18 protein-coding genes are annotated in these 20,882 nt (G+C 63.2%); 10 read left to right on the top strand and 8 right to left on the bottom strand.

The window, feature by feature from the left end:
- Positions 1 to 58 precede the first annotated feature (58 nt).
- The 3 genes from rpoZ (at position 59) to CEJ45_RS03420 (ending at position 3,989) form a co-directional block, all read left to right on the top strand.
- Positions 59 to 262: a DNA-directed RNA polymerase subunit omega gene (gene rpoZ, locus CEJ45_RS03430; RefSeq protein ID WP_008328299.1), complete on the top strand. Its 204-nt coding sequence runs from the start codon at positions 59 to 61 to the stop codon at positions 260 to 262.
- 35 nt (positions 263 to 297) lie between these two features.
- On the top strand, positions 298 to 2,559 hold the full coding sequence (locus CEJ45_RS03425) for a RelA/SpoT family protein (RefSeq protein WP_088753817.1): 2,262 nt from the start codon (positions 298 to 300) through the stop codon (positions 2,557 to 2,559).
- A gap of 200 nt (positions 2,560 to 2,759) precedes the next feature.
- Entirely contained in the window at positions 2,760 to 3,989 is a 1,230-nt protein-coding gene (locus tag CEJ45_RS03420; protein ID WP_088753816.1) for a DUF2252 family protein, read from the top strand.
- Between the two features lie 7 nt (positions 3,990 to 3,996).
- On the opposite strand, the gene CEJ45_RS03415 is transcribed toward CEJ45_RS03420, so the two are convergent.
- A complete protein-coding gene (locus CEJ45_RS03415; RefSeq protein ID WP_088753815.1) occupies positions 3,997 to 4,965 on the bottom strand; it encodes a LysR family transcriptional regulator in 969 nt (322 codons plus the stop codon).
- Positions 4,966 to 5,108: 143 nt separating this feature from the next.
- Here CEJ45_RS03415 and CEJ45_RS03410 point away from each other — a divergent pair, with 143 nt between their 5' ends.
- Complete coding sequence (locus CEJ45_RS03410) at positions 5,109 to 5,717, top strand: FMN-dependent NADH-azoreductase (protein WP_088753814.1); 609 nt, start codon at positions 5,109 to 5,111, stop codon at positions 5,715 to 5,717.
- Between the two features lie 72 nt (positions 5,718 to 5,789).
- On the opposite strand, the gene CEJ45_RS03405 is transcribed toward CEJ45_RS03410, so the two are convergent.
- Together CEJ45_RS03405 and greB are read right to left on the bottom strand one after the other, a co-directional pair.
- The gene (locus tag CEJ45_RS03405) at positions 5,790 to 7,130 is read right to left on the bottom strand and encodes a DUF3422 family protein (RefSeq protein WP_088753813.1); all 1,341 of its coding nucleotides are present in this window, start codon (positions 7,128 to 7,130) and stop codon (positions 5,790 to 5,792) included.
- A gap of 123 nt (positions 7,131 to 7,253) precedes the next feature.
- Entirely contained in the window at positions 7,254 to 7,811 is a 558-nt protein-coding gene (gene greB, locus CEJ45_RS03400) for a transcription elongation factor GreB (RefSeq protein ID WP_088753812.1), read from the bottom strand.
- A gap of 191 nt (positions 7,812 to 8,002) precedes the next feature.
- Here greB and CEJ45_RS03395 point away from each other — a divergent pair, with 191 nt between their 5' ends.
- Positions 8,003 to 8,890, top strand: a complete 888-nt coding sequence (locus CEJ45_RS03395) for a methylglyoxal synthase (RefSeq protein ID WP_088753811.1) — start codon at positions 8,003 to 8,005, stop codon at positions 8,888 to 8,890.
- Positions 8,891 to 8,897: 7 nt separating this feature from the next.
- Complete coding sequence (locus tag CEJ45_RS03390) at positions 8,898 to 9,512, top strand: hypothetical protein (protein ID WP_088753810.1); 615 nt, start codon at positions 8,898 to 8,900, stop codon at positions 9,510 to 9,512.
- Positions 9,513 to 9,601: 89 nt separating this feature from the next.
- Here CEJ45_RS03390 and CEJ45_RS03385 read toward each other — a convergent pair whose 3' ends face one another.
- The 4 genes from CEJ45_RS03385 to CEJ45_RS03370 all read right to left on the bottom strand — a co-directional run bounded on the left by CEJ45_RS03385 (position 9,602) and on the right by CEJ45_RS03370 (position 14,307).
- The gene (locus CEJ45_RS03385; protein ID WP_088753809.1) at positions 9,602 to 10,960 is read right to left on the bottom strand and encodes an EAL and HDOD domain-containing protein; all 1,359 of its coding nucleotides are present in this window, start codon (positions 10,958 to 10,960) and stop codon (positions 9,602 to 9,604) included.
- A 150-nt stretch (positions 10,961 to 11,110) separates the two neighbouring features.
- Positions 11,111 to 11,998 carry a 23S rRNA (adenine(2030)-N(6))-methyltransferase RlmJ gene (locus CEJ45_RS03380; protein ID WP_088753808.1) on the bottom strand — a complete coding sequence of 296 codons (888 nt, stop codon included), beginning with the start codon at positions 11,996 to 11,998 and terminating at the stop codon, positions 11,111 to 11,113.
- Positions 11,999 to 12,200: 202 nt separating this feature from the next.
- Positions 12,201 to 13,937 (bottom strand): ClcB-like voltage-gated chloride channel protein, encoded by a 1,737-nt coding sequence (locus CEJ45_RS03375; protein ID WP_088753807.1) that lies wholly within the window; start codon positions 13,935 to 13,937, stop codon positions 12,201 to 12,203.
- Complete coding sequence (locus tag CEJ45_RS03370) at positions 13,930 to 14,307, bottom strand: winged helix-turn-helix domain-containing protein (RefSeq protein WP_088753806.1); 378 nt, start codon at positions 14,305 to 14,307, stop codon at positions 13,930 to 13,932. Before CEJ45_RS03370 ends, CEJ45_RS03375 begins: the two co-directional genes overlap by 8 nt.
- 146 nt (positions 14,308 to 14,453) lie before the next feature.
- Between CEJ45_RS03370 and modA the strand changes: the two genes are divergently transcribed.
- The 3 genes from modA to CEJ45_RS03355 are packed head-to-tail and all read left to right on the top strand — an operon-like array spanning position 14,454 to position 16,627.
- Positions 14,454 to 15,224 carry a molybdate ABC transporter substrate-binding protein gene (modA, locus tag CEJ45_RS03365; protein ID WP_088753805.1) on the top strand — a complete coding sequence of 257 codons (771 nt, stop codon included), beginning with the start codon at positions 14,454 to 14,456 and terminating at the stop codon, positions 15,222 to 15,224.
- Positions 15,225 to 15,245: 21 nt separating this feature from the next.
- Positions 15,246 to 15,920, top strand: a complete 675-nt coding sequence (modB, locus tag CEJ45_RS03360; RefSeq protein ID WP_088753804.1) for a molybdate ABC transporter permease subunit — start codon at positions 15,246 to 15,248, stop codon at positions 15,918 to 15,920.
- Positions 15,921 to 15,958: 38 nt separating this feature from the next.
- On the top strand, positions 15,959 to 16,627 hold the full coding sequence (locus tag CEJ45_RS03355) for an ATP-binding cassette domain-containing protein (RefSeq protein WP_088753803.1): 669 nt from the start codon (positions 15,959 to 15,961) through the stop codon (positions 16,625 to 16,627).
- A 153-nt stretch (positions 16,628 to 16,780) separates the two neighbouring features.
- Here the strand turns inward: CEJ45_RS03355 and aceA are convergent, their stop codons facing one another.
- The gene (gene aceA, locus CEJ45_RS03350) at positions 16,781 to 18,085 is read right to left on the bottom strand and encodes an isocitrate lyase (RefSeq protein WP_088753802.1); all 1,305 of its coding nucleotides are present in this window, start codon (positions 18,083 to 18,085) and stop codon (positions 16,781 to 16,783) included.
- Between the two features lie 495 nt (positions 18,086 to 18,580).
- Here aceA and CEJ45_RS03345 point away from each other — a divergent pair, with 495 nt between their 5' ends.
- Positions 18,581 to 20,812, top strand: a complete 2,232-nt coding sequence (locus tag CEJ45_RS03345; protein WP_088754027.1) for an FUSC family membrane protein — start codon at positions 18,581 to 18,583, stop codon at positions 20,810 to 20,812.
- Positions 20,813 to 20,882: the final 70 nt, after the last annotated feature.

Below are 20,882 nucleotides of genomic sequence, written 5' to 3'. Positions count from 1 at the left end.
AGCAACCCGGCGCCGGACCCATCAATCCACAAGCAAGACCGTCATTCAGGAGTATCACATGGCCCGCATTACCATCGAAGATTGCCTCAAGCAGATCCCCAACCGCTTCCAGTTGACCCTGTCGGCCACCTACCGTGCCCGCCAGCTGCTGCAAGGCCACACCCCGAAGGTGGAAGCCAAGGACAAGCCGACCGTGACCGCCCTGCGCGAAATCGCCGCTGGCAAAGTCGGTATCGAGATGCTCAAGAAGGTTCCGGCCTGATCCTGGTCCGTCCATGAAGCTGATAACGGACAAGTATGAGCCTCACCACTACCGACTCCACCTTATCAGCTGCTGCTAGCTCCAAACGTGCCGCCGGTTCCGGCCGCACCGCAACTCCCCTCGAAGTCGCCCCTGCCGCCCACAGCGGCGTGGCGACTTTCGCGCATCTGATCCCCAAGCTCGAAGAGTACCTGACCCCTTCCGAACTGAAGAAGGTCAAGGAAGCCTATCGCTTCGCCGACGAGATGCACCTGGGCCAGATGCGCAAGTCCGGCGAGCCCTACATCTCGCATCCGCTGGCAGTGGCCGAGATCTGCGCCGAATGGAAGCTCGACGCCCAGGCCATGATGGCGGCCTTCCTGCATGACGTCATGGAAGACCAGGGCGTCAAGAAGGAAGAGCTGATCGAGCGCTTCGGCGCCTCCGTGGCCTCGCTGGTGGATGGCCTGTCCAAACTGGACAAGATCGAATTCCAGAGCCAGGTCGAGGCGCAGGCGGAAAACTTCCGCAAGATGCTCCTGGCCATGGCCCGCGATGTGCGGGTGATCCTGGTCAAGCTGGCCGACCGCCTGCACAACATGCGCACGCTGGGCTCCATGCCGCCCGAGAAGAAACGCCGCATCTCGCGCGAGACCATGGAAGTCTACGTGCCCATCGCGCACCGCCTGGGCCTCAACAACATCTACCGCGAGCTGCAGGAGCTGTCCTTCGCGCACCTGCATCCGCTGCGCCACCGTACCCTGCTCAAGGCCGTCAAGGCCGCGCGCGGCAACCGCCGCGAAGTGGTGACCAAGATCATGGAATCGGTCACCAGCACCCTGATCGCCGCCGGTATCCCGGCCCAGGTCGATGGCCGCGAAAAGACCCTCTACGGCATCTACCGCAAGATGCGCAACAAGCACCTGAGCTTCTCGCAGGTGCTCGATGTGTACGGCTTCCGCGTGGTCGTGGACAGCTTCGCCAATTGCTACGTGGCGCTGGGCACCCTGCACTCGCTGTTCAAGCCGATGCCGGGCAAGTTCAAGGATTACATCGCCATTCCCAAGCTGAATGGCTACCAGTCGCTGCACACCACCCTGATCGGCCCCTACGGCACGCCGGTCGAGTTCCAGATCCGCACCACCGACATGCACCGCGTGGCCGAGTCCGGCGTGGCCGCCCACTGGCTTTACAAGGACGACGAAGGCAGCCTCACCGACCTGCAGCAACGCACCCATGCCTGGCTGCAGTCGCTCTTGGACATCCAGAAGCAGACCGGCGATTCGGCCGAGTTCCTGGAGCACGTCAAGGTCGACCTGTTCCCCGATTCGGTCTACGTCTTCACGCCCAAATCGAAGATCATCGCCCTGCCCCGTGGCGCCACGGCGCTCGATTTCGCCTACAGCATCCACACCGACATCGGCGACCAGACCACCTCGGCCATCATCAACCACGAACCGGCTGCGCTGCGCTCGGAGCTGCACAACGGTGACATCGTCGAGATCATCACCTCGCCGACCTCGCGCCCCAGCCCCAACTGGCTGGGCTATGTGCGCACCGGCAAGGCCCGTTCGGCCATCCGGCACCGCCTGCGCACGGCCAACAAGGTCGAGTCGCAAGCCGTCGGACGCCGCTTGTTGGGCAACGCTCTTCATACGCTGGGTATCGAGCCTGAACTTCCTTCCCATATCGTCGAGCGCCTGCTCAACGAATCCAGCGCCAAGACCATGGACGACCTGTATGCCGAGATCGGCATCGGTACCCGCATGGCGCCGCTGGTGGCACGCCACATCATGACCATGATGGATACCGGCGCAAGCGTGCCGCAGCTGGATCCGGAAGGCCACATGCTGCCCAACAAGCCGGACCCGGTGGTCATCACCGGCAGCGAAGGGGCGTCGGCGCAATTGTCGTCCTGCTGCATGCCGATCCCGGGCGACCGCCTGACCGGCTATCTCAAGCCGGACCAGACCCTGATCGTGCATACCCAGGAATGCGAAACCGCCAAGCGCCTGCACGAGAAGGAACCGGACCGCTGGATCGACCTGGTCTGGGGCCACGACCTCAATCGCCGCTTCGATTGCCGCATCACCATCCTGATCCACAACGAGCGCGGCACGCTGGCGCGCATCGCGGCCGAGATCGGCGAGTCCGATGCCAACATCGTCTCGGTGGCCATGGATGACGAAGGCGGCAATGCGTCCATGAAGTATCTGCGCTTCACCATCCAGGTCGAGGATCGCGTGCACCTGGCGCGCCTGATGCGCGGCATCCGCAAGATCGACAGCGTCGCACGTATCCTGCGCGAACGCGGCTGATCCTGCCCTGCTCCCTCTGCAAACGCCCGCTGATGCGGGCGTTTGTCTTTTCCGGGAGCCCTCTTGCGAGCAGGCCATGGCCGGGAGTCTGACAAGGCAAGTCTCGCTTCTCTGATAGGCAATCGGCGAAGAGGCGAGGAAACTCGACCTTGGGCCTCATCCGCCCGCAGAAGAAATTCATATAAATAATATAAATCGCCATGCCAAAAAAACTGCTCACGAGGACGCCTCGTCCCTCCGCACGCCAGGACATCCTGAAAACCGCCCAGAACCTCAAAATGGCCCGCTCCGCCCACGCTTACGTGCGCGGCAGCACCCTGCGCTTCTACAACTGGCTCAACGAGACCCGGGCCAGCAGCCTGCCCGAAGGCCCGGCCATTTGGATATGCGGTGACTGCCACATCGGCAACCTGGGTCCGGTGGCCAATGCCGAGGGCAAGATCGACATCCAGATTCGTGACTTTGACCAGACCGTCATCGGCAACCCCTCACACGACCTGATCCGCCTGGCGCTGTCGCTGGCCATGGCCGCGCGCAGTTCGGACCTGCCAGGCGTGATCACGGCCAAGATGATGGAAGTGCTGGTGGAGGGATATGAATCTGCCTTCCGGCCCGGCGACGACCTGCGCCTGGGCAAGAAACCGCAGTCCGTACGCGTGGCCCTGAAGACCGCCCATCGCCGCACCTGGAAGGAACTGGCGCATGAACGCATGCAAGGCAAGACCGTGCATATCCCGCTGGGCAAGCGCTTCTGGTCGGCCTCGCGGCAGGAAAGAAAAGAGATCACCGCGCTGGTGGAGTCAGCTCCGGCGCGGGCACTGCTGACCGCCTCCTTGCGGCATCGCGAAGACGACGCCGCGATCAAGATGCTCGATACCGCTTATTGGATGAAGGGATGCAGCTCCCTGGGCCTGCTGCGCTTTGCCGTGCTGCTGGATGTGAACAAACAGGCCAGCGAAAGCAGCGACTTGTGTCTCTTCGATATCAAGGAAGCCGTCACCGCCGCTGCACCCCGCTACCGCGATGCCGGCATGCCGCGCGACAATGCCGAGCGGGTTGTCACGGGGGCCCGCCACCTGGCGCCGCACCTGGGTTCACGCATGCTGGCCACACGCTTGTTGGAGCGTCCCGTCTTCGTCCGCGAACTGCTGCCGCAGGACCTGAAACTGGAAATCGATCACGTCAGCCAGGAAGAAGCCCTGCGGGCGGCCCGCTACCTGGCCCGCGTAGTAGGCCAGGCGCATGCCCGCCAGATGGACGAAGCGACCTGCCGCGCGTGGCACACCGAACTGGCGCGGCAACGCTCGAAGACGCTGGAAGTGCCGTCCTGGTTATGGCGCAGCGTGGTCGACCTGGTGGCCAACCATGAGCGCGCCTATCTGGAACATTGCCGCCGCTACGCCCTGGGCGAGCAGGCCGTGGAATTCTGAGCTGCGCTCAGGCCGCTTTCGGCGGAAGGGAAAGCGCAGCACTCTCGCGTTCCAGTTGCTCCTGGCAAGCCTGCGCGCCTTTGTCGGCAATGCCGCGCTCCAGTTTGTCGGCGAAGAATTCGATGAGCGCACTGACCGCGCTGGGCAATTGGCGCCGGTGCACGTAGACGGCATAGAAGCCCATGGTGTCGCGCTGGTAGTCCGGCAGGATATTGACCAGGCTGCCATTGCGCAGGTCTTCGGAGGCCAGCATGGTCGGCAGCAGCGCAATGCCCAATCCTGCCCGCGCCGCACGCAGCTGCCCTTGTGCGGTGTTGATGCACAGGCGCGGTACCACCCGCACGTTTTCCGGACCATGCGGCCCTTCCAGCTTCCACACCGTATGCTGGGGCGCCTGCGAAGTGGCCAGGCAGGCATGGCCCACCAGGTCGGCCAGGGCCTGGGGCGTGCCTTCCCGCTCCAGGTAGCGCGGACTGGCGATGAGGGCCATATGGCTCTGCACCAGCTTCCTCGCCACCAGGCTGGAGTCGGGCAGCACCCCGCCACGGAAAGCCAGGTCGATGCCCTCGGCGATCAGGTCGGCGCGTCCGTCGTTGAGCACGAACTCCAGCTGCACCTTGGGATAGAGATGCATGAACTCATGCATCCACTCGATGGAGAAATTGTCGAAGAAGTCCACCGGCGCGGCCACGCGCAGGCTGCCGGAGGGCTCGCCCTGGCTTTCGGTGAGGCTGGCACTGGCGTGTTCGATGTCTTCCAGGCCCGGCGCGCAGCGCTCGAAGAACTCCCGCCCTGCCGCCGTCATGTTGAGCTGGCGCGTGGAGCGTTGCAGCAGCCGCACCCCCATGGCCGCCTCCAGCGCCTGCAGGCGGCGGCTGATGGTGTTGGGCGGCATGGACAGCTTGCGCCCGGCGGCGGCGAAACTGCCGGCCCGCACTACGTGGACGAAGAGCCAGATGTCGTTGAGGTCTAGCATGGCGATAATCGATTCCCACCAAAAATGGATCAGTGAAATGCGATTCTCGCATCTATTGGAAGAAATGAAAACTGGGTATCGTTGACCCCAATGCAAAGGCGTTCACCGAAGGCCTTGCCCACCGAACAACGAAAGGACACACCATGAGCACTCTCCTGCACATCGATTCCAGCGCCCGCAGCGGCGGTTCCATCTCCCGTGAGCTGACCGCTTCCTTCGCCCAGCAATGGCAAGCCAAGAACCCCGGCGGCAAGATCATCCACCGTGACCTGGCGGCCAATGCCCTGCCGCACCTGAGCGAATCGCTGCTGGGTGCCTATTTCACCCCGGCCGATGCCCGCAGCGCCGAGCAAGCCGAAGTCATCAAGCAATCCGACGCCTTGGTGGACGAACTGCTGGCCGCCGACACCATCGTCATCGGCGTGCCGATGTACAACTTCGCCCCGCCGTCGACCCTGAAGGCCTGGATCGATCACGTCTTCCGCGCCGGCCGTACCTTCAAGTACACCGAGACCGGCCCGGTTGGCCTGGTCACCGGCAAGAAGGCCATCATCATCCTCTCGCGCGGCGGCAAGTATTCCGAAGGCCCGATGGAAGCGCTGGACTTCCAGGGCAAGTACCTCAAGAGCGCGCTGGGCTTCATCGGCATCACCGATGTGGAACTGGTGGTCGCAGAAGGCGTGTCCATGGGCGAAGAAGCCGCCAAGGCCGCCGTGGCCGATGCGCAAGCCAAGATCAACGCTGCGGTCTGATCCTCGCCTGAACATCTCCCTGCAACGGGGCGCATCGCCAAGGCGGTGCGCCCCGTTCGCTTTGCAACATCGTCAATGGTTTCCCAGGTCCTTGTGCATGCGGCGCAAGCCCAGCCAGACGCAGGCCGCCACCACCGGCACGACCAGCCCGGTGGCCAGGTCCGGATTGATCGGCAGGCCGGCCGCCTTGGCCGCCTTGCCGGCATAACCCAGCAAACCGATGACGTAGTACGAGATCGCCGCCACCGACAAGCCCTCCACCGCCTGCTGCAGCTTCAGCTGCTGGGCGGCTCGGGTATTCATGGATTCCAGGATCTGGCGGTTCTGGCGCTCCTGCACGATGCCGATGCGGGTACGCAACAGGTCGTTGGTATGGGCGATGCGCTCGGCCAGCGCTTCCTGGCGGCGGGCGATGGCCTGGCAGGTATTCATGGCGGGCGCCAGGCGGCGTTCCATGAACTCGCCGATGGTCGGTACTCCCTCGATGCGCTGCTCGCGCAATTCCTCGATACGCGCCTGCACCAGGCGGAAATAGGCTTGCGAGGCCGAGAAGCGATAGCTGTTCTCCAACGACAGCTTCTCGATGCGCGCCGCCAGCCCGGTGATCTTGCGCAGGATGCGTTCATCCTCGGCCATCTCCTCCGGGGTGCCGCTGGTGGATTGCTCGGACTGCACCATGGCGGCGGTCAGCGCAGCGAGGTCGCCTTCGATCTCGTTGAGCAATGGGCCGGACTGCTGCGCGTGCGGCAAACCCAGCAGCGCCATCATGCGATAGGTCTCGATTTCAAGAATGCGCTGCGCCAGGCGTCCGCCCTGCAATTCGCGCAGTCCGATATCGCGCACCACGAAGCGCGAGAAACCATCGGACTGGATCTGGAAATCGGTCCAGATCTCGCCCCCTTGCAAGACCTTGCTGGAACTCATCAGCTTGCCTTCGAAGATGCGCTGCATCTGGCGCGCCGTCGCAGCCGTATCGTCGGCCCCCGGCTCGACCACCACATGCGCGGCCACCATGAGCTTGCCCTTCAGTCCCAGCAGCCATTGCTGCGGGATGTGCGCCAGCGGCGCACGGGCAAAGGCCTGGTCCGTACCAAGTTCTTCCTCATGCGCCTGGGCGAAGGTGTAGGTGGCGAACTCGGTATGACATTCCCACTTCAGGCGGAAGCGGCCGAAGTCATGATAGAAGTGCTTGGCCTCGCCGCCTGGGGCGACTACGCCGAAGTGCGCGCACAATTCGTCCAGCAGGGCATGCTGGGCGCTGGCGTGACGGCCGCTGTTGCCGTCTTCGCGCACGTAGACGGCCAGGTGCGTCAGGGTTTCCGAGCGGGTGAGCTGCAAGAAGGGGCGCGAATGCACCTCGGCAGCCAGGACGACGCGCTGCGGATGATTCAGGCTGGCAAAAACGATGGACATGAAACGTTCTCGTGGAAGATTGAAATTCGGTGTGCCGGGCGCCGCAAGTGGCGCACGCGGCGACAGCCTGCCCGCATGCAATTTGCACGCCGGGCCGCCGTCAACAAGGGAAAAGGACAAGCGCTACTGCGGCGCCGGATACGTCACTTCCAGGATGGTCAGCTGCTCTACCCCCGACGGTGTCTGCAGTACCACTTCATCGCCCTCGCGGGCTTTTGTGAGCGCCCGCGCCACCGGCGAGATCCAGCTGATCAGCCCCTTCAAGGGATCGAGTTCATCGATGCCCACGATGGTGACGGTATGCGCTTCGCCGCGCTGATTTTCGTAAGTGACGGTGGCGCCGAAGAAGATCTGGTCGCTGCCGTGATGCACCGAAGGATCGACCACCTCGGCATTGTCCAGCCGCTTGGTGAGGAAGCGGATGCGGCGATCGATCTCGCGCAGGCGCTTCTTGCCGTAGAGGTAGTCGCCGTTTTCGGAACGGTCGCCGTTGGAGGCGGCCCAGGACACCACGCGCACCACTTCCGGACGCTCTTCATCGATCAGGTGCAGCAGCTCATCCTTGATGCGCTGATGCCCCTGCGGGGTCATGTAGTTCTTGCTGCCGGCGGGAATGGCCGGCAAGGCGATTTCATCATCGTCGTCGGCACCGTCGGATTCTTTTACAAAAGCCTTGTTCATGCTGGAGTGGGGTTGGTATGCAGGTTGACGCTTATTGTAGCCGCATGCGAGCGCCTGCAACGGTACAGTTGCGGCGATTAATGCGCGGGGCATTTGCCGGACTCGCCCTTTGGAGCGCACTCGGCGATAATCTCCACTCGCACCTGCGCATGCCGTCCATGCCAGGTCCTCCAACTCGCCTGCTTGCGCCCATGTCTTCCATCGCTCCCCGCTATCGCATCGGTCTCATCGCCAACCGCGCCCACCAAGACGCCTCGGATTCCGCCCTGGTCCAGCTGCTGACCGGATCGCGCCATCGCATCGAAAGCCTGCAACCCGAACTGATCGTGGTCGGCCGCACGCTGGACGCCATCGGCCAAATGAATCTTCTGCCCGGCTATGAGCACCTGGTGCGCTTTCCCTATGGCCGGCACGGTGGCCTCATGAAGCTGGTGTCGCGCACGGTCGATCCCGATCCCGCCCGCACGCTCGATGCGGTGATCTACCTGATCGATCCGGTCGACCCTTCTTCCACCTTCCCGGAAGCGGTGGCCCTGAAGCGCCAGTGCGTGATCCACGGCAAGCCCTTCCTCTCGACCCTGGCCGGTGCCCAGGAGTGGTTCGAGCTGGAAGCCCTGGCCAACGGGGCCGCGCCCGACAGTTTCCTGGACGACCGTTTCCATCTGAAGGACGAAGGCATCGCCCTGATCGCCCACGACGCCATGAAAACGCGCATGCTGGAGCTGGCCGAAAAGCATTTCGAGATACTCGACCAGTTTGCCTTCCGCTGTGCCACCGGCACCACCGGCGGCCTGCTCAACCAGCTGGCGGTGAAGATGAAAGGCGAAGCTGGCCGCAACTGGGTCAAGCCCTTCCTCTCCGGCCCCTTGGGCGGGGATGCCCAGATCGCCGAACTGATCCTGGAACGCCAGTGCCGCCGCGTGCTGTTCCTGGAAGACCCGCACGTGGCACGCCAGCACGAGGCGGACATCCAGCTGCTGGAGCGCGCCGCCCGCACCGTCACCGGCTATGCCTCCTGCATGAGCGACGTGAAATGGGGCGACCGCTGGCTCTCGCTCATCAAGGCGCGCGCGGTCTGATTGCTGGATGACTGACCCGACCCTGCCGCCGCGCCGGCCGCCCCGCTGGCGCCGGCGCCTGCTCGCACCGCTGATCTACACCGCAGCCCTGCTGCTGATGCTGGAAGAATGGCTGTGGGACGCAACCCAGGCGGTCCTGGCGCGCATCCCTGAATGGCCCTGGCTGGTCCGGCTGCAACGCTGGGTGGAACGGCTCTCGCCCTACGCCGCCCTGCTGATCTTCCTGGCACCGACCCTGCTGCTTTTGCCGGTGAAGATCCTGGCGCTGATGTCCATCGCGCATGGCCACCCCAGCCTGGGCCTCATCATCGTGCTCACTGCCAAGGTGCTGGGTACGGCGCTGGTGGCGCGCATCTATGCGCTCACCCGCCGCAGCCTGCTGTCGCTGGACTGGTTCCAGCGCTATCACACCCGGCTGCTGGAGCTCAAAGCCAGGCTCACCGCACAGTTGCAGGCCACGGCCGGCTGGCAGCAGGTGCAGCGCCTGATCAAGGCGGTCAAGTCCGCCATCGGGGAATTCAAGGGCAAGCTGGCCGCCCGCATGGCAATGCGCCCGGGCGCGCCGTCCTCTCGCCTGTTGCGGCTGCTGCGCCGGCTGGTGGCCCGCATGCGGAGCAAGTAGATTCAGCCTGTCGCGCTTGAAAATGAAAAGGGCTGCAAACGCAGCCCTCCCGTCATGACAACACGTGCGCTCCCGGTGCAGCGGCGCATTCAGTCATCGTCATCATCGTCATCGATATAGCCCTCCGGCGGCGGCGACATCTGCATGCTGGCCTGCTGCCCGATATTGTTGTTGGCGATGCTGTTGCCCCATTCGAAGGCCTGCTTTTCGGCGGCGAAGAAATCATCGGCCGACAGTTGCAGTTCGTCCAGCAGGCGCTGCATCTCCTCCTGGTCCGGCGCGCGCAGTTCGGTGCACTCCACCAGGCGCAGCACGGTGCCATAGAAACCGGTGCGGCGCAGCAGCGCTTCGCGGATCTCGGTACTGACGGTGATCTGGCGCAGCACGGTTTCCATGCTCATGCCGAAAAGTGCATCCACCAGCGACATGATGCCGACCGTAAACGCCATCTCCGACATCTTGCGGCGCCCCGGACGGATCTTGGCCGTGATCAGTTCCAGCATCTTGCCGCGCGTGGCCGCCAGGATCATCAGCGGCGACATGGAATGGGCGCGGTCCTTGTCGGTATTGGCAAACAGCAGGATCTGCAGCCAGCGCTTGAGCTGGCGGCGGCCCAGCACGATCAGCGCCTGGCCCAGCGAGTCGATGAATTTCTGGAAACCATAGACGGGCGTGTTGACCAGCCGCAGCAGCGTGAGCGACAGGGCCACATCGCGCTTGATGTAGCGCACGATCTCGGCGTTGTCGACATTGCGCACCAGCAGCGTGAGCAGGTGCATGATGATCATCTTCGAGGCTTCCAGCTTCTTGCCCTGGAGGATCATCGGCTTGGCGAAGTAATAGCCCTGGAAATAATCGAAGCCGAACGTCATGCAGTCATTGAACACCTGCAGGCTCTCGACCTTCTCGGCCAGCAGTTCCTTCTGCGCCCGCTTGAAATGCACCGACAGCTTGAGCAGCTTGCTGGGATCGACTTCCATCACGTCGATCTTGATGATCTTCACCAGCGGCAGCAGCTCTTCGATCTCCTGCGACTCGGCCACCACGTCGTCCAGCGCAAAGACGTAGCCGGCGGCCACCAGTTCACGCACCCGCGTCACCAGTTCGGGCGTCACGCGCACGGTCTCCAGGATCTCCAGCACCACCTTGTCGGCCGGCAGGAAATAGATGAAGTCGCTCATCAGCACAGCCGCATCGACATTGATGAAGCCGTGCAGGTTGCCGATCACGTTGGACAAGCCCAGCTCGGATGCATGGGCGATCACGGCCGCCGTGGCCGTGACGTCATCCTTCACATTGGCCGGACCGAAGGCAGCACTGCGAAACAGCAGTTCATAGCCGATCAGGTCTTGGTCGCGGCTCAGGATGGGCTGGCGCGCCAGGAAGAAATCCAGGGCCTGGTGCGCAGGAAGGGGCGAAACGGTTGGATCGGCTGACTGGTCTGACATGGTTGGTTTTTCAGGGGCCCCTGGCGTTGCGATCAATCTTGACGTGAAGCAATCCGCTTATTGTATGCCGATTTGGCATGGTTTCAGCGACATCCAGACTACTCAAAGCGAAAAAACTCACAGATATTCACAAATCTGCTGTTTATTGCGTCAGTTTTCGCCGGACTCCAGCACATACTCGGCAGTGTCATCCACCCCCAGCACCTCGATCAGCCAGGGCATGACTTCCTTCAACTGGGCTTCCAGCGTCCATGGCGGGTTGAGGATGAACATGCCGCTGTTGTGCAGGCCAAATCCATCCGGTGCCGGGCCATGGATGGCCAGCGTGACATTGAGCCAGCTCTTGGCGCCCAGGCGCTTCAAGCGCTCGGGCAACTGGCGCGACTCGTTGCGCTGCAGGACCGGATACCACACCGCATAGGTGCCGGTCGGGAAGCGCGTGAGCGCATCGGCCAGCACCTGGGCCACGTGGCTGTAGTCGCGTTTGTCTTCATAGGGCGGATCGATGAGCACCAGGCCGCGACGTGACGGCGGCGGCAGCAAGGCCTTGAGGCCCTGGAAACCATCGCCGCGGTACACCATCACCCGTTTGCCGCGCGCGGCCGGGCGCTGGCCCTGGGCGGCGGCGTGGGCTTCGAGCTTGCGGAAGTTGTCTTCCAGCACCTTCACTTCGCTGGGGTGCATTTCGAACAGGCGCAACCGATCCTGCTCGCGCATGGTCTTCTCGGCGCAGTAGGGCGAACCGGGGTAATAACGCATCTTGCCGCTGGGATTGAGCGACCTGACCAGATCGACATATTCCTTCACCATCGCCGGCAGGTCCTTGCGGTCCCACAGTTTGGCGATGCCGGTTTCATATTCGGCGTTCTTGCTGGCGTAATCTCCATCCAGCGCATAGACGCCTGCGCCGGCATGGGTGTCGATGACCATGTAGGCAGGGTCTTTCTGCCCGAGATAGCGCATCAACTGGATGATCACCATGTGCTTCAGGACATCGGCGTGGTTGCCGGCGTGGAAAGCGTGGCGATAACTCAGCATGGAAAATTCACTTCTAGGATGGGGGGTTGAAATCGGGTGGCAGCGCAGCTTGCTTGCGCCTTGCGCCACGACCACCGTTGAGGTGGAATGTTTCGCATTTTATCAAGGATAAGTGAGCAGTTGTCGGACACCTCCGCCATTGTTACAAACAACGGCGGTGCCAGCAGCTGCAACGCAGGAGTCAGCAGGCTCTCCCCTGCCCTCAGTTGCCGGCGCGATCCAGGCGGAAATAGGCGTCCAGCAGCGAGGTCTTGAAGACCACCCCCAAAAGGCGCGGGTCTTCAGCGCTGGCGATGACGGGCAAACGCTCCCCCTGGTGATCCAGGAACAGCTGCAGCGCCTCGCCCAGCGACATGTCCGGCGTGACTTCATGCAGGAAATGCGGGCGCAGGAAGTCCCGTGCGACCCGGCCTGCCGGTTCCTTCTTGTCCAGCAGCCAGGAAGTGATGTCCTGCAAGGCCACCACGCCCTGGTAGCGCTCATGGGCATCGACGATGTAGACGTACTTGACCGGGTATTTCAGGAACAGCGCGCTGACCTCCTCCAGGCTGGCCGTCTCGGCCAGCACCGTTTCGGCCGGGCGGATCAGTTCGCTCATGTGGGTACCGCGCAGGCGCAGCCGTTCTTCGTTGTCGCGGTGGCGTTTGAGGGTGATCTCGTACATCGAGCGCCCGTCCGTGCTGCGCGCCACCACATAGGCCACCACGCAGGAGAGCATCAGCGGCAGCACCACCTGGTAGCTCAGGGTCATTTCGAAGATCATCAGGATCGCCATCAGCGGCGCATAGGAGGCGGCCGCCAGGAAGGCACCCATGCCCACCATGGCATAGGCGAAGGGCTGCGACATGTGGAAAGGCAGCAAGGCCTGCGCCGCATCCCCGAACAGGTAGCCCACCGCCGCCCCCACGAAGAGCGTCGGCGTGAAGATCCCGCCGACCGCACCCGAACCGACCGTGATGGCCGTGGCCAATACCTTCACTACCAGCACCATCAATACCGCCTGCCACAGCCAGGTGGTATGCAGCAGCGAATTGACCAGGCTGTAGCCATTGCCCCAGACCTCCGGCACTTCGATGGAAATCAGCCCGACCAGCAGCCCGCCCACGCCCAGGCGCACCGGCAGCGGCAATTTCAGCTGGCCGAAGCCCTGCTTGCCCAGTTCCAGCACCCGCAGGAATCGTGGCGCCAGGATCCCGGCCAGCACACCCAGCACCACGAACAGCAGCACTTCCCAGCCACCGATCTCGGGGAAATACGGCATCTCGTAGGCGGCGCGATAACCGGGCAGCTCGCGCATGGTGATGTTGGCGACCACCGAGGCCACCACCACCGGGCCGAAACTTTCCATCACCAGCGAGCCGAGGACAATCTCCGTAATGAAGAAAGCGCCCGCAATCGGCGCGTTGTAGGCCGAGGTAATGCCGGCTGCAGCCCCGCAGGCCACCAGCAGCCGCAGGCGGGATGAAGGAAAGTGCGAAAACTTGCCCACCAGCGAGGCGCACAGTGCCGAGAGCTGCACCATCGGCCCCTCACGGCCGATGGAACCGCCGGAGGCAATCGAGGCCAGCGAGGAAATGCTGCGCAACAGCGTATTGCGCACCGGAATGGCGCCATCGCCGATGGCCACGGCTTCCATGTAGTCGCCGCCATTGCCGGCCGGGGTGCGCTTGGCCCACACCAGGAACAAGCCGGCGATCACACCGCCGCAGGTTGGCAGCAGCACCCGCACCGGCCAGGACAGCCCCTTGGCGATATCGACGAAGCTGCCATCATGCCCGGTCAGCCAGATCTGCAGCAGGGCGATGCATTCACGGAAGGCGATCGTGGCCAGCGCACCGACAAAACCGGCCAGCGCGCCCCACAGCAGCATGGAATGGTTTTCGGAAACGCGGCAGGCATTGAGTACCCGCAGCCGGTACTTGATCCACAGCTCATGCATGGTCGTCGTCGCCCTCCGGATGGGCGGTGCTCATCAAGCCCTGCAGATGCCTGAGGTCGGCGGCGATGCTGGCCGCCGCCTTCTTCTGCATGCGGCGATAGCGCGCCAGCACTTCCTGGCCCAGCTCAGTGACTGCCGCCCCGCCCCCGCGTGCGCCACCCGTGGCAGTCGCCACCAGCGGGCTGGTGAAGCAGCGGTTCATTTCCTCCACCAGCAGCCAGGCGCGGCGATAGGACATCTCCATCTCGCGCGCCGCCCCGGAAATCGATCCGGTCTGTGCAATCGCCTGCAGCAGGTCGGCCTTCCCCGGGCCGAAGGCGATGGTCTCGCCTTGCATCACGCGCACTCGTAGGGTCTTGGAATCATTCATGCGCGTGATTGTACTAGCGGGCAGTCCACTGCGGCCAAGCGGCTGCACGCAATTGACGTTCGTTATATCCTTGCGTATATTTCGCCGACTTGCCGGGCTTCTGCTTTTTGCCCTTTTCTTCATTTGTCACGACCGAGGACTGCACGATGTCAAAGACCTCCCGCCTCAAAGCCGCCCTGGGTGCCGCTGGCGCCGCTGCGCTGCTGTTGGCCAGTTCTGCCGCGCAGGCCACCGACCTGGTGGTATCGGCTGCGGCCAGCCTCACCAATGCCTTCAAGGAACTGGCACAAAGTTTCGAACAGCAGCATCCGGGAGCGAAGGTCATTACCAACTTTGGTGCTTCTGACATCCTCATGCAGCAGATCGTGCGCGGTGCCCCGGCCGACGTCTTCGCCTCGGCTGACCAGACCGCCATGGACAAGGCCGCCGCCGCAAAAGCCGTGGATCCGGCCACCCGCAAGAATTTCGCCGCCAACCAGATCGTGGTCATCGTGCCGCATGACGCCAAAGCGCAACCGGCGACGCTGGCGGACCTTACCGGCAATGGCTACCAGCGCATCGCCCTGGGCAATCCGGCCTCCGTGCCCTTCGGCCGCTACACCAAGGCCGCGCTGGAACAGGCCGGACTGTGGACGCAAGTGCAAGCCAAGGGCGTGATGGCCGAAAACGTGCGCACCAGCCTGGATTACGTGGCGCGCGGCGAAGTCGACGCCGGCTTCGTCTTTGCCACCGACGCGGCGGTCATGCCGGACAAGGTCAAGGTGGCCCTGCGCATCCCCTCCACCACCCCGGCCACCTATCCCATCGCGGTGACCGCCGGTACCAGGCAGCCGGTACTGGCCGCGCAGTTCGTGGCGCACGTACTCTCGGCCGGCGGCCAGGCGGTGCTGGCTCGCTATGGCTTCCAGAAGCCCTGATCACTTGCCGCGGCGCGCCTGATGCATCCGGTCTGGACACCCCTGCTGCTCTCGCTGAAGGTCGCTGGACTGGCGACTTTGCTCAACCTGGTGCTGGGCGTGGCCGCTGCATATGGGCTCTCGCGCTGGCGCTCGCCGCTGCGGGATTTCATCGATTCCATCCTGACCCTGCCGCTCGTACTGCCGCCGACCGTGCTGGGCTACTACCTGCTGGTGCTGTTCGGCCGACGCGGCACCTTCGGGGCTTGGCTGGAGGGCATGGGTATCCAGCTGGTCTTCACCTGGCAGGGAGCGGTGCTGGCTTCTACCGTGGTGGCCTTTCCGCTGGTGCTCAAGGCCGCGCGCGCAGCCTTCGAGAGCGTCGATCATCAGCTCGAAGACGCCGCCCGCGTGCTGGGCGTGTCCGAAGCCGGGGTATTCTTCCGGGTCAGCCTGCCCCTGGCCACGCGCGGCATCATGGCGGGCGTGCTGCTGGCCTTCGCGCGTGCCCTGGGGGAATTCGGCGCCACCTTGATGGTGGCCGGCAACCTGCCGGGACGCACGCAAACCCTGTCGGTGGCCATCTATGAGGCCGTGCAGGCGGGCGACGACGGGGCTGCCACCGTCCTGGTCGTGGTGACCTCAATCACCTGCATCGTGCTGTTGCTGGTGGCCGGGCGCCTGATGCCGGACCGCACCCAGCTGCCGCTCCGGTAAGATTGCTTCACCTTCCCTCCTGCTACCTGAACGAACACGTGAGCGTCGACCTTTACCTCCAGAAAGAACTGCGCGCTGCCGATCGCGTCTTTTCGCTGGACATCACCCTGGCCTCCGACAGCCAGCGCATCGTGCTCTACGGCCCTTCGGGTTCGGGCAAGAGCCTGACCCTCAAGGCCATCGCCGGTTTGATGCGCCCTGACAGCGGCCACATCCGCATCCAGGGCCGCACGCTCTTCGACAGCACGCAAGGCATCGATGTGCGCGTGCAGGAGCGCAACGTCGCCTACCTGTTCCAGGACTACGCCCTCTTCCCGCATCTGACGGTGGCGCAAAACATCGCCTTCGGCCTGGCACGCGGCAGCGTCAACCTGCGCCGGCCGGCCGAGCACCCGGCGGTGCGCCAATGGTTGCAAGCCTTTGAACTGGACACCATCGCCCACAGCCGCCCGTCGCAGATTTCCGGCGGCCAGCGGCAGCGGGTGGCGCTGGCGCGCGCACTGGTGGCCGAACCCGACATGCTCTTGCTGGACGAACCCTTCTCGGCACTGGACCTGTCCCTGCGCCAGCGCATGCGCGCCGAGCTGGCCGAGCTGCAAACCCGCCTGCAGGTGCCGATGCTGCTCATCACCCATGACCCGGCCGATGTGGAAGCGCTGGGGCAGACGGTATTCGAACTGCGCGACGGCCGCCTGCATCGTCCCTGATCCTGGACGACTGGATCGCGGGAGACGGACAAAAAAAAACCGCACTCTTGTGGAGTGCGGCATCAAGTTCGGGGATCTCCCCGCCGGCCCGCGCAAGGATGCGGGCCGGCGTTACATCACACACATTCACTCAAACTTCGGCATCACCTCGGCTCAGGCGGCCTTCTTGGCCTTGTCATCGAAGAATTGTTCATCTTCGGTCGAACCGTGCAGGGCCGTGGTCGACGACTGGCCTTGCTGGATGGCCTGGGTCACGGCGTCGAAGTAGCCGGTGCCGACTTCGCGCTGGTGCTTGACCGCCGTGAAGCCCTTGGAGGCGGCGGCGAATTCGGCTTCCTGCAACTCCACGAAGGCCGACATCTGGTTGCGGGCATAGCCGTGCGCCAGGTTGAACATCGAGTAGTTCAGCGCATGGAAACCGGCCAGCGTGATGAACTGGAACTTGTAGCCCATGGCACCCAGTTCGCGCTGGAACCTGGCGATGGTGGCATCGTCCAGGTTCTTCTTCCAGTTGAAGGACGGCGAGCAGTTGTAAGCCAGCAGCTTGCCAGGGAACTTGGCGTGGATGGCTTCGGCGAAGGTCTTGGCGAAAGCCAGGTCCGGCTTGCCGGTTTCGCACCAGACCATGTCCGCATACTCGGCATAGGCCAGGCCACGCGAGATCGCCTGGTCGATGCCCGGATGGGTCTTGAAGAAGCCTTCCACGGTACGCTCGCCCGACAGGAAGGGCTTGTCGTTGGCATCCACGTCGGAAGTCAGCAGGTCGGCGGCTTCGGCATCGGTACGGGCGATCACCAGGGTCTTGGTGCCCATGACGTCGGCAGCCAGGCGGGCGGCGTTGAGCTTCTCACAGGCTTCGCGGGTCGGCACCAGCACCTTGCCACCCATGTGGCCGCACTTCTTGACCGAGGCCAGCTGGTCTTCGAAGTGCACGCCGGCGGCACCGGCTTCGATCATCGACTTCATCAGTTCGAAGGCATTCAAGACACCACCGAAACCGGCTTCGGCATCGGCCACGATGGGCGCGAAGAAGTCGATGTCGTCACGGCCTTCGGACCACTGGATCTGGTCGGCGCGGGCGAAGGTGTTGTTGATGCGCTTGACCACCATCGGCACCGAGTTGGCCGGGTACAGCGACTGGTCGGGATACATCTCACCGGCCAGGTTGGCATCGCCGGCCACTTGCCAGCCGGACAGGTAGATGGCCTTCAGGCCGGCCTTCACCTGCTGCATGGCCTGGTTGCCGGTCAGTGCGCCCAGGGCGTTGACGAAGGGTTCGTTGTGGACCAGGTTCCAGAGCTTGTCGGCACCGCGCTTGGCCAGGGTGTGCTCGATTTGCAGCGAGCCGCGCAGGCGGACCACGTCGGCAGCGCTGTAGTTGCGCTTGATGCCCTTCCAGCGCGGGTTCTCTGCCCAATCGCGTTCCAGGGCCTGGATTTGCTGTTCACGTGTGCTCATGTGGATCTCCTTGTTGGTCAATATGAAGTGGCTTGAAACCGGATGAAATCGTTGATTCCATGACTTCATAGTAGGCCTGGCGAAGCAGAGCAACAATGTCTTATATAAGATATCTGTAAAATTTTTATATCAATAAAAACAGACACTTATATTCATGATTTTGCGATACGAAACGAAAATCCGGAGAATGAAAAACAATTTTGATGCAGCGCACCGGCGTTTTTCACAATACGAAACGACGATTTCGTATCGTAAAAAAACGAAGAAATGAAACCTCTTGCACGCACTTCGTTCATAAGAAAGCGAACTTTGGTGAAAGCATCTACAGCAGCAGCTGCCCCGCCGAAGTCCCTGAAGCACGCTTTTCCCGTCATCTTTCTGCCGCCAGAACTGCTTTTATCTTCATGATGCGGTCCGGTTGTCTAAATGCAAAAGAAGGCAGAGAATAAGCGCCTAACTCATTCCAAAGCGGCGATGCAACGCCGTCCCGTCTACATGCATTACGCCCTGGACATTCGCACCTTCCTCTTCAGTCATTATTTCTATACGGGTGTGCGGATCGCGATCGGGGTGGTCGGCCTGACCCTCCTGGTGTTCAACGTGGCTGACATGCCGACCACGATGACGGTCTTCCTCGGTGCGCTCTGTACCAGCCTGATGGACCTGCCCAGCCCGCTGCGCCACAAGTTCAACGAGATGCTGGCGGGGGTGCTGCTCTGCACGGTGGTCATGCTGGTCATCAGCCTCTGTGCGCCGGTGCCGTGGCTGGTCAGCGCGATGATGGTGGTGGTGAGTTTCTTCGCCAGCATGATGGTGGTCTATGGCAAGAAGACCATGCCGCTGCAGTTCGCGGCACTCATGGTGATGACGCTGTCGATGGAAAACCAGGTCCCCATCGCCGATGCCTTCCTGCATGCCGGCCTCTTCCTGGGCGGCGGGCTGGGCTACCTGGCTTATTCGATGGCGGTATCGTGGTTCCTGCGCCGCCGCATCAAGCAGCAGGTGCTGGCCGAAGCGCTCTTCGAGCTGGCGCGCTACCTGCGCATCAAGGCTGATTTCTATGACGTCAAGCATGACCTGGCCAGCCAGTTCAACCAATTGGTGCGCCAGCAGATCGTGGTGGCCGACAAGCAGCAGGCCTCGCGCGACCTGATCCTGCGAGACCTGCATACCAAGCAGGATGGCCTGCTGGTGCAGGTGCACCTGTCGATGCTGGAGCTGTATGAACAGGTGCTCTCCACCCACGCCGATTACGCCTTCCTGCGCCAGCACTTCGGCGAGACCGATGTGATGATCTTCCTGCGCGACCTGGCCACCAAGGCAGCACAGGATATCGAATCGATCGCCTACGCGATCACCCGCAAAAAGGCTTCCGAACCCAGCGTGAACTACAAGGCCGAGCTGCGCGCGGTGCAGTTCGAGATGCAGGAACTGGCCCAGCCCGGTCCGCGCCAGGCCTCGCAGGAAGCGCTCACCCTGCTGCGCGTGACCTACAACAAGATCCGCGACATCATCGAATTCATCGGCCAGGTGCACCAGGCCACGCAAAATCCGGTCGATCCGCTGCCCATCCTGCCGGGTTCGGACATGACGCCCTTCCTGACCCAGCAGAAATTCAAGTTCAACATGCTGCTGGTGAACCTGCGCTGGCAGTCGCCGATCTTCCGCTTTGCCATCCGGGTGGCGCTGGCGGTGACCACGGGCCTGTGGATTGCCGGGCTGCTGCCCTACATGGCGCACGGCTACTGGATCGTGCTGACCATCGTCATCATCCTGAAGCCCAATTTCAGCGCCACCAAGCAGCGCATGGCAGACCGCCTGATCGGCACCGTGATCGGCTGCCTGATCACCATGCTGATCCTGCGCTTCGTGCACAACCCGCTGGGCCAGCTGGCGGTGCTGTTTGCGGCCAGCGTGGCAGCCCCCGCCTTTACCTACATCAAGTACCGCTACACCGCCATTGCCGCCTCGGTGCAGATCCTGATGCTGCTCAACCTGCTGGTGCCGGCCGGCCACCAGGGCGTGATCGGCGAGCGGCTCATCGATACCCTCATCGGCGTCGTGATCGCCACCGTGTTCAGCTACGTGCTGCCGGCCTGGGAGTATCGCGACCTGCCCAAGCTGCTGCGCAACGTGCTCAAGTCCAGCCAGCGCTATCTCACCGCCAGCCGCGACCTGCTGGAGGGCAAGGTCAAGGATGACTTCTTCTACCGGGTCTGCCGCAAGGGCTTCATGGACAGCCTGGCCGCGCTCATCTCGGCGCTGGTGCGCATGATGGATGAACCAGCCACCAAGCAGCGCGCGGTCCGTGAGCTGAACCGCTTCATCGTGCAGAACTACCTGGTGGCCGCCCATATCGCCGCCTTGCGCCTGATGCTGCGGCGGCATCAGGAAAACATGCCCCAAAGCGCGGTGGCCAGGCTGATCGAGGAGACCTACCTGGAAGCCAGCCAGCACCTGGCAGAAGCCCAGCGCCTGCTGGCACCCAAGCCGAGAAAACGGGGCGGTGCCGTGGTGGTGTCGCCCGAGGCGGCTGAGGACAAGGCCCTGTCAGGCAAGATCGAACTGATCGGCCCGGTCACGCCGGAACCAGTGCCGGCCGAGGCCAGCGCCTGGTCCGGCTGGGACAACCTGCGCCGCCGTACCAGCCTGCTGAACCAGGATTTGAAGGAAATTGTCAGCCAGACCGAGGCCATCGACCGGGTGCTGCGCAAGCCCGCAGACTGAGCGGCTCTCGATGCCCAAACAAAAGCCCGCACGCGGCGGGCTTGGGAGTTTGCTCTCGAAGGTGAAGGAA

The organism is Herbaspirillum aquaticum (assembly GCF_002213425.1).
GTDB classification, from domain to species: Bacteria; Pseudomonadota; Gammaproteobacteria; order Burkholderiales; family Burkholderiaceae_D; genus Herbaspirillum; species Herbaspirillum aquaticum.
This window is presented reverse-complemented; position numbering and strand designations above follow the sequence as displayed.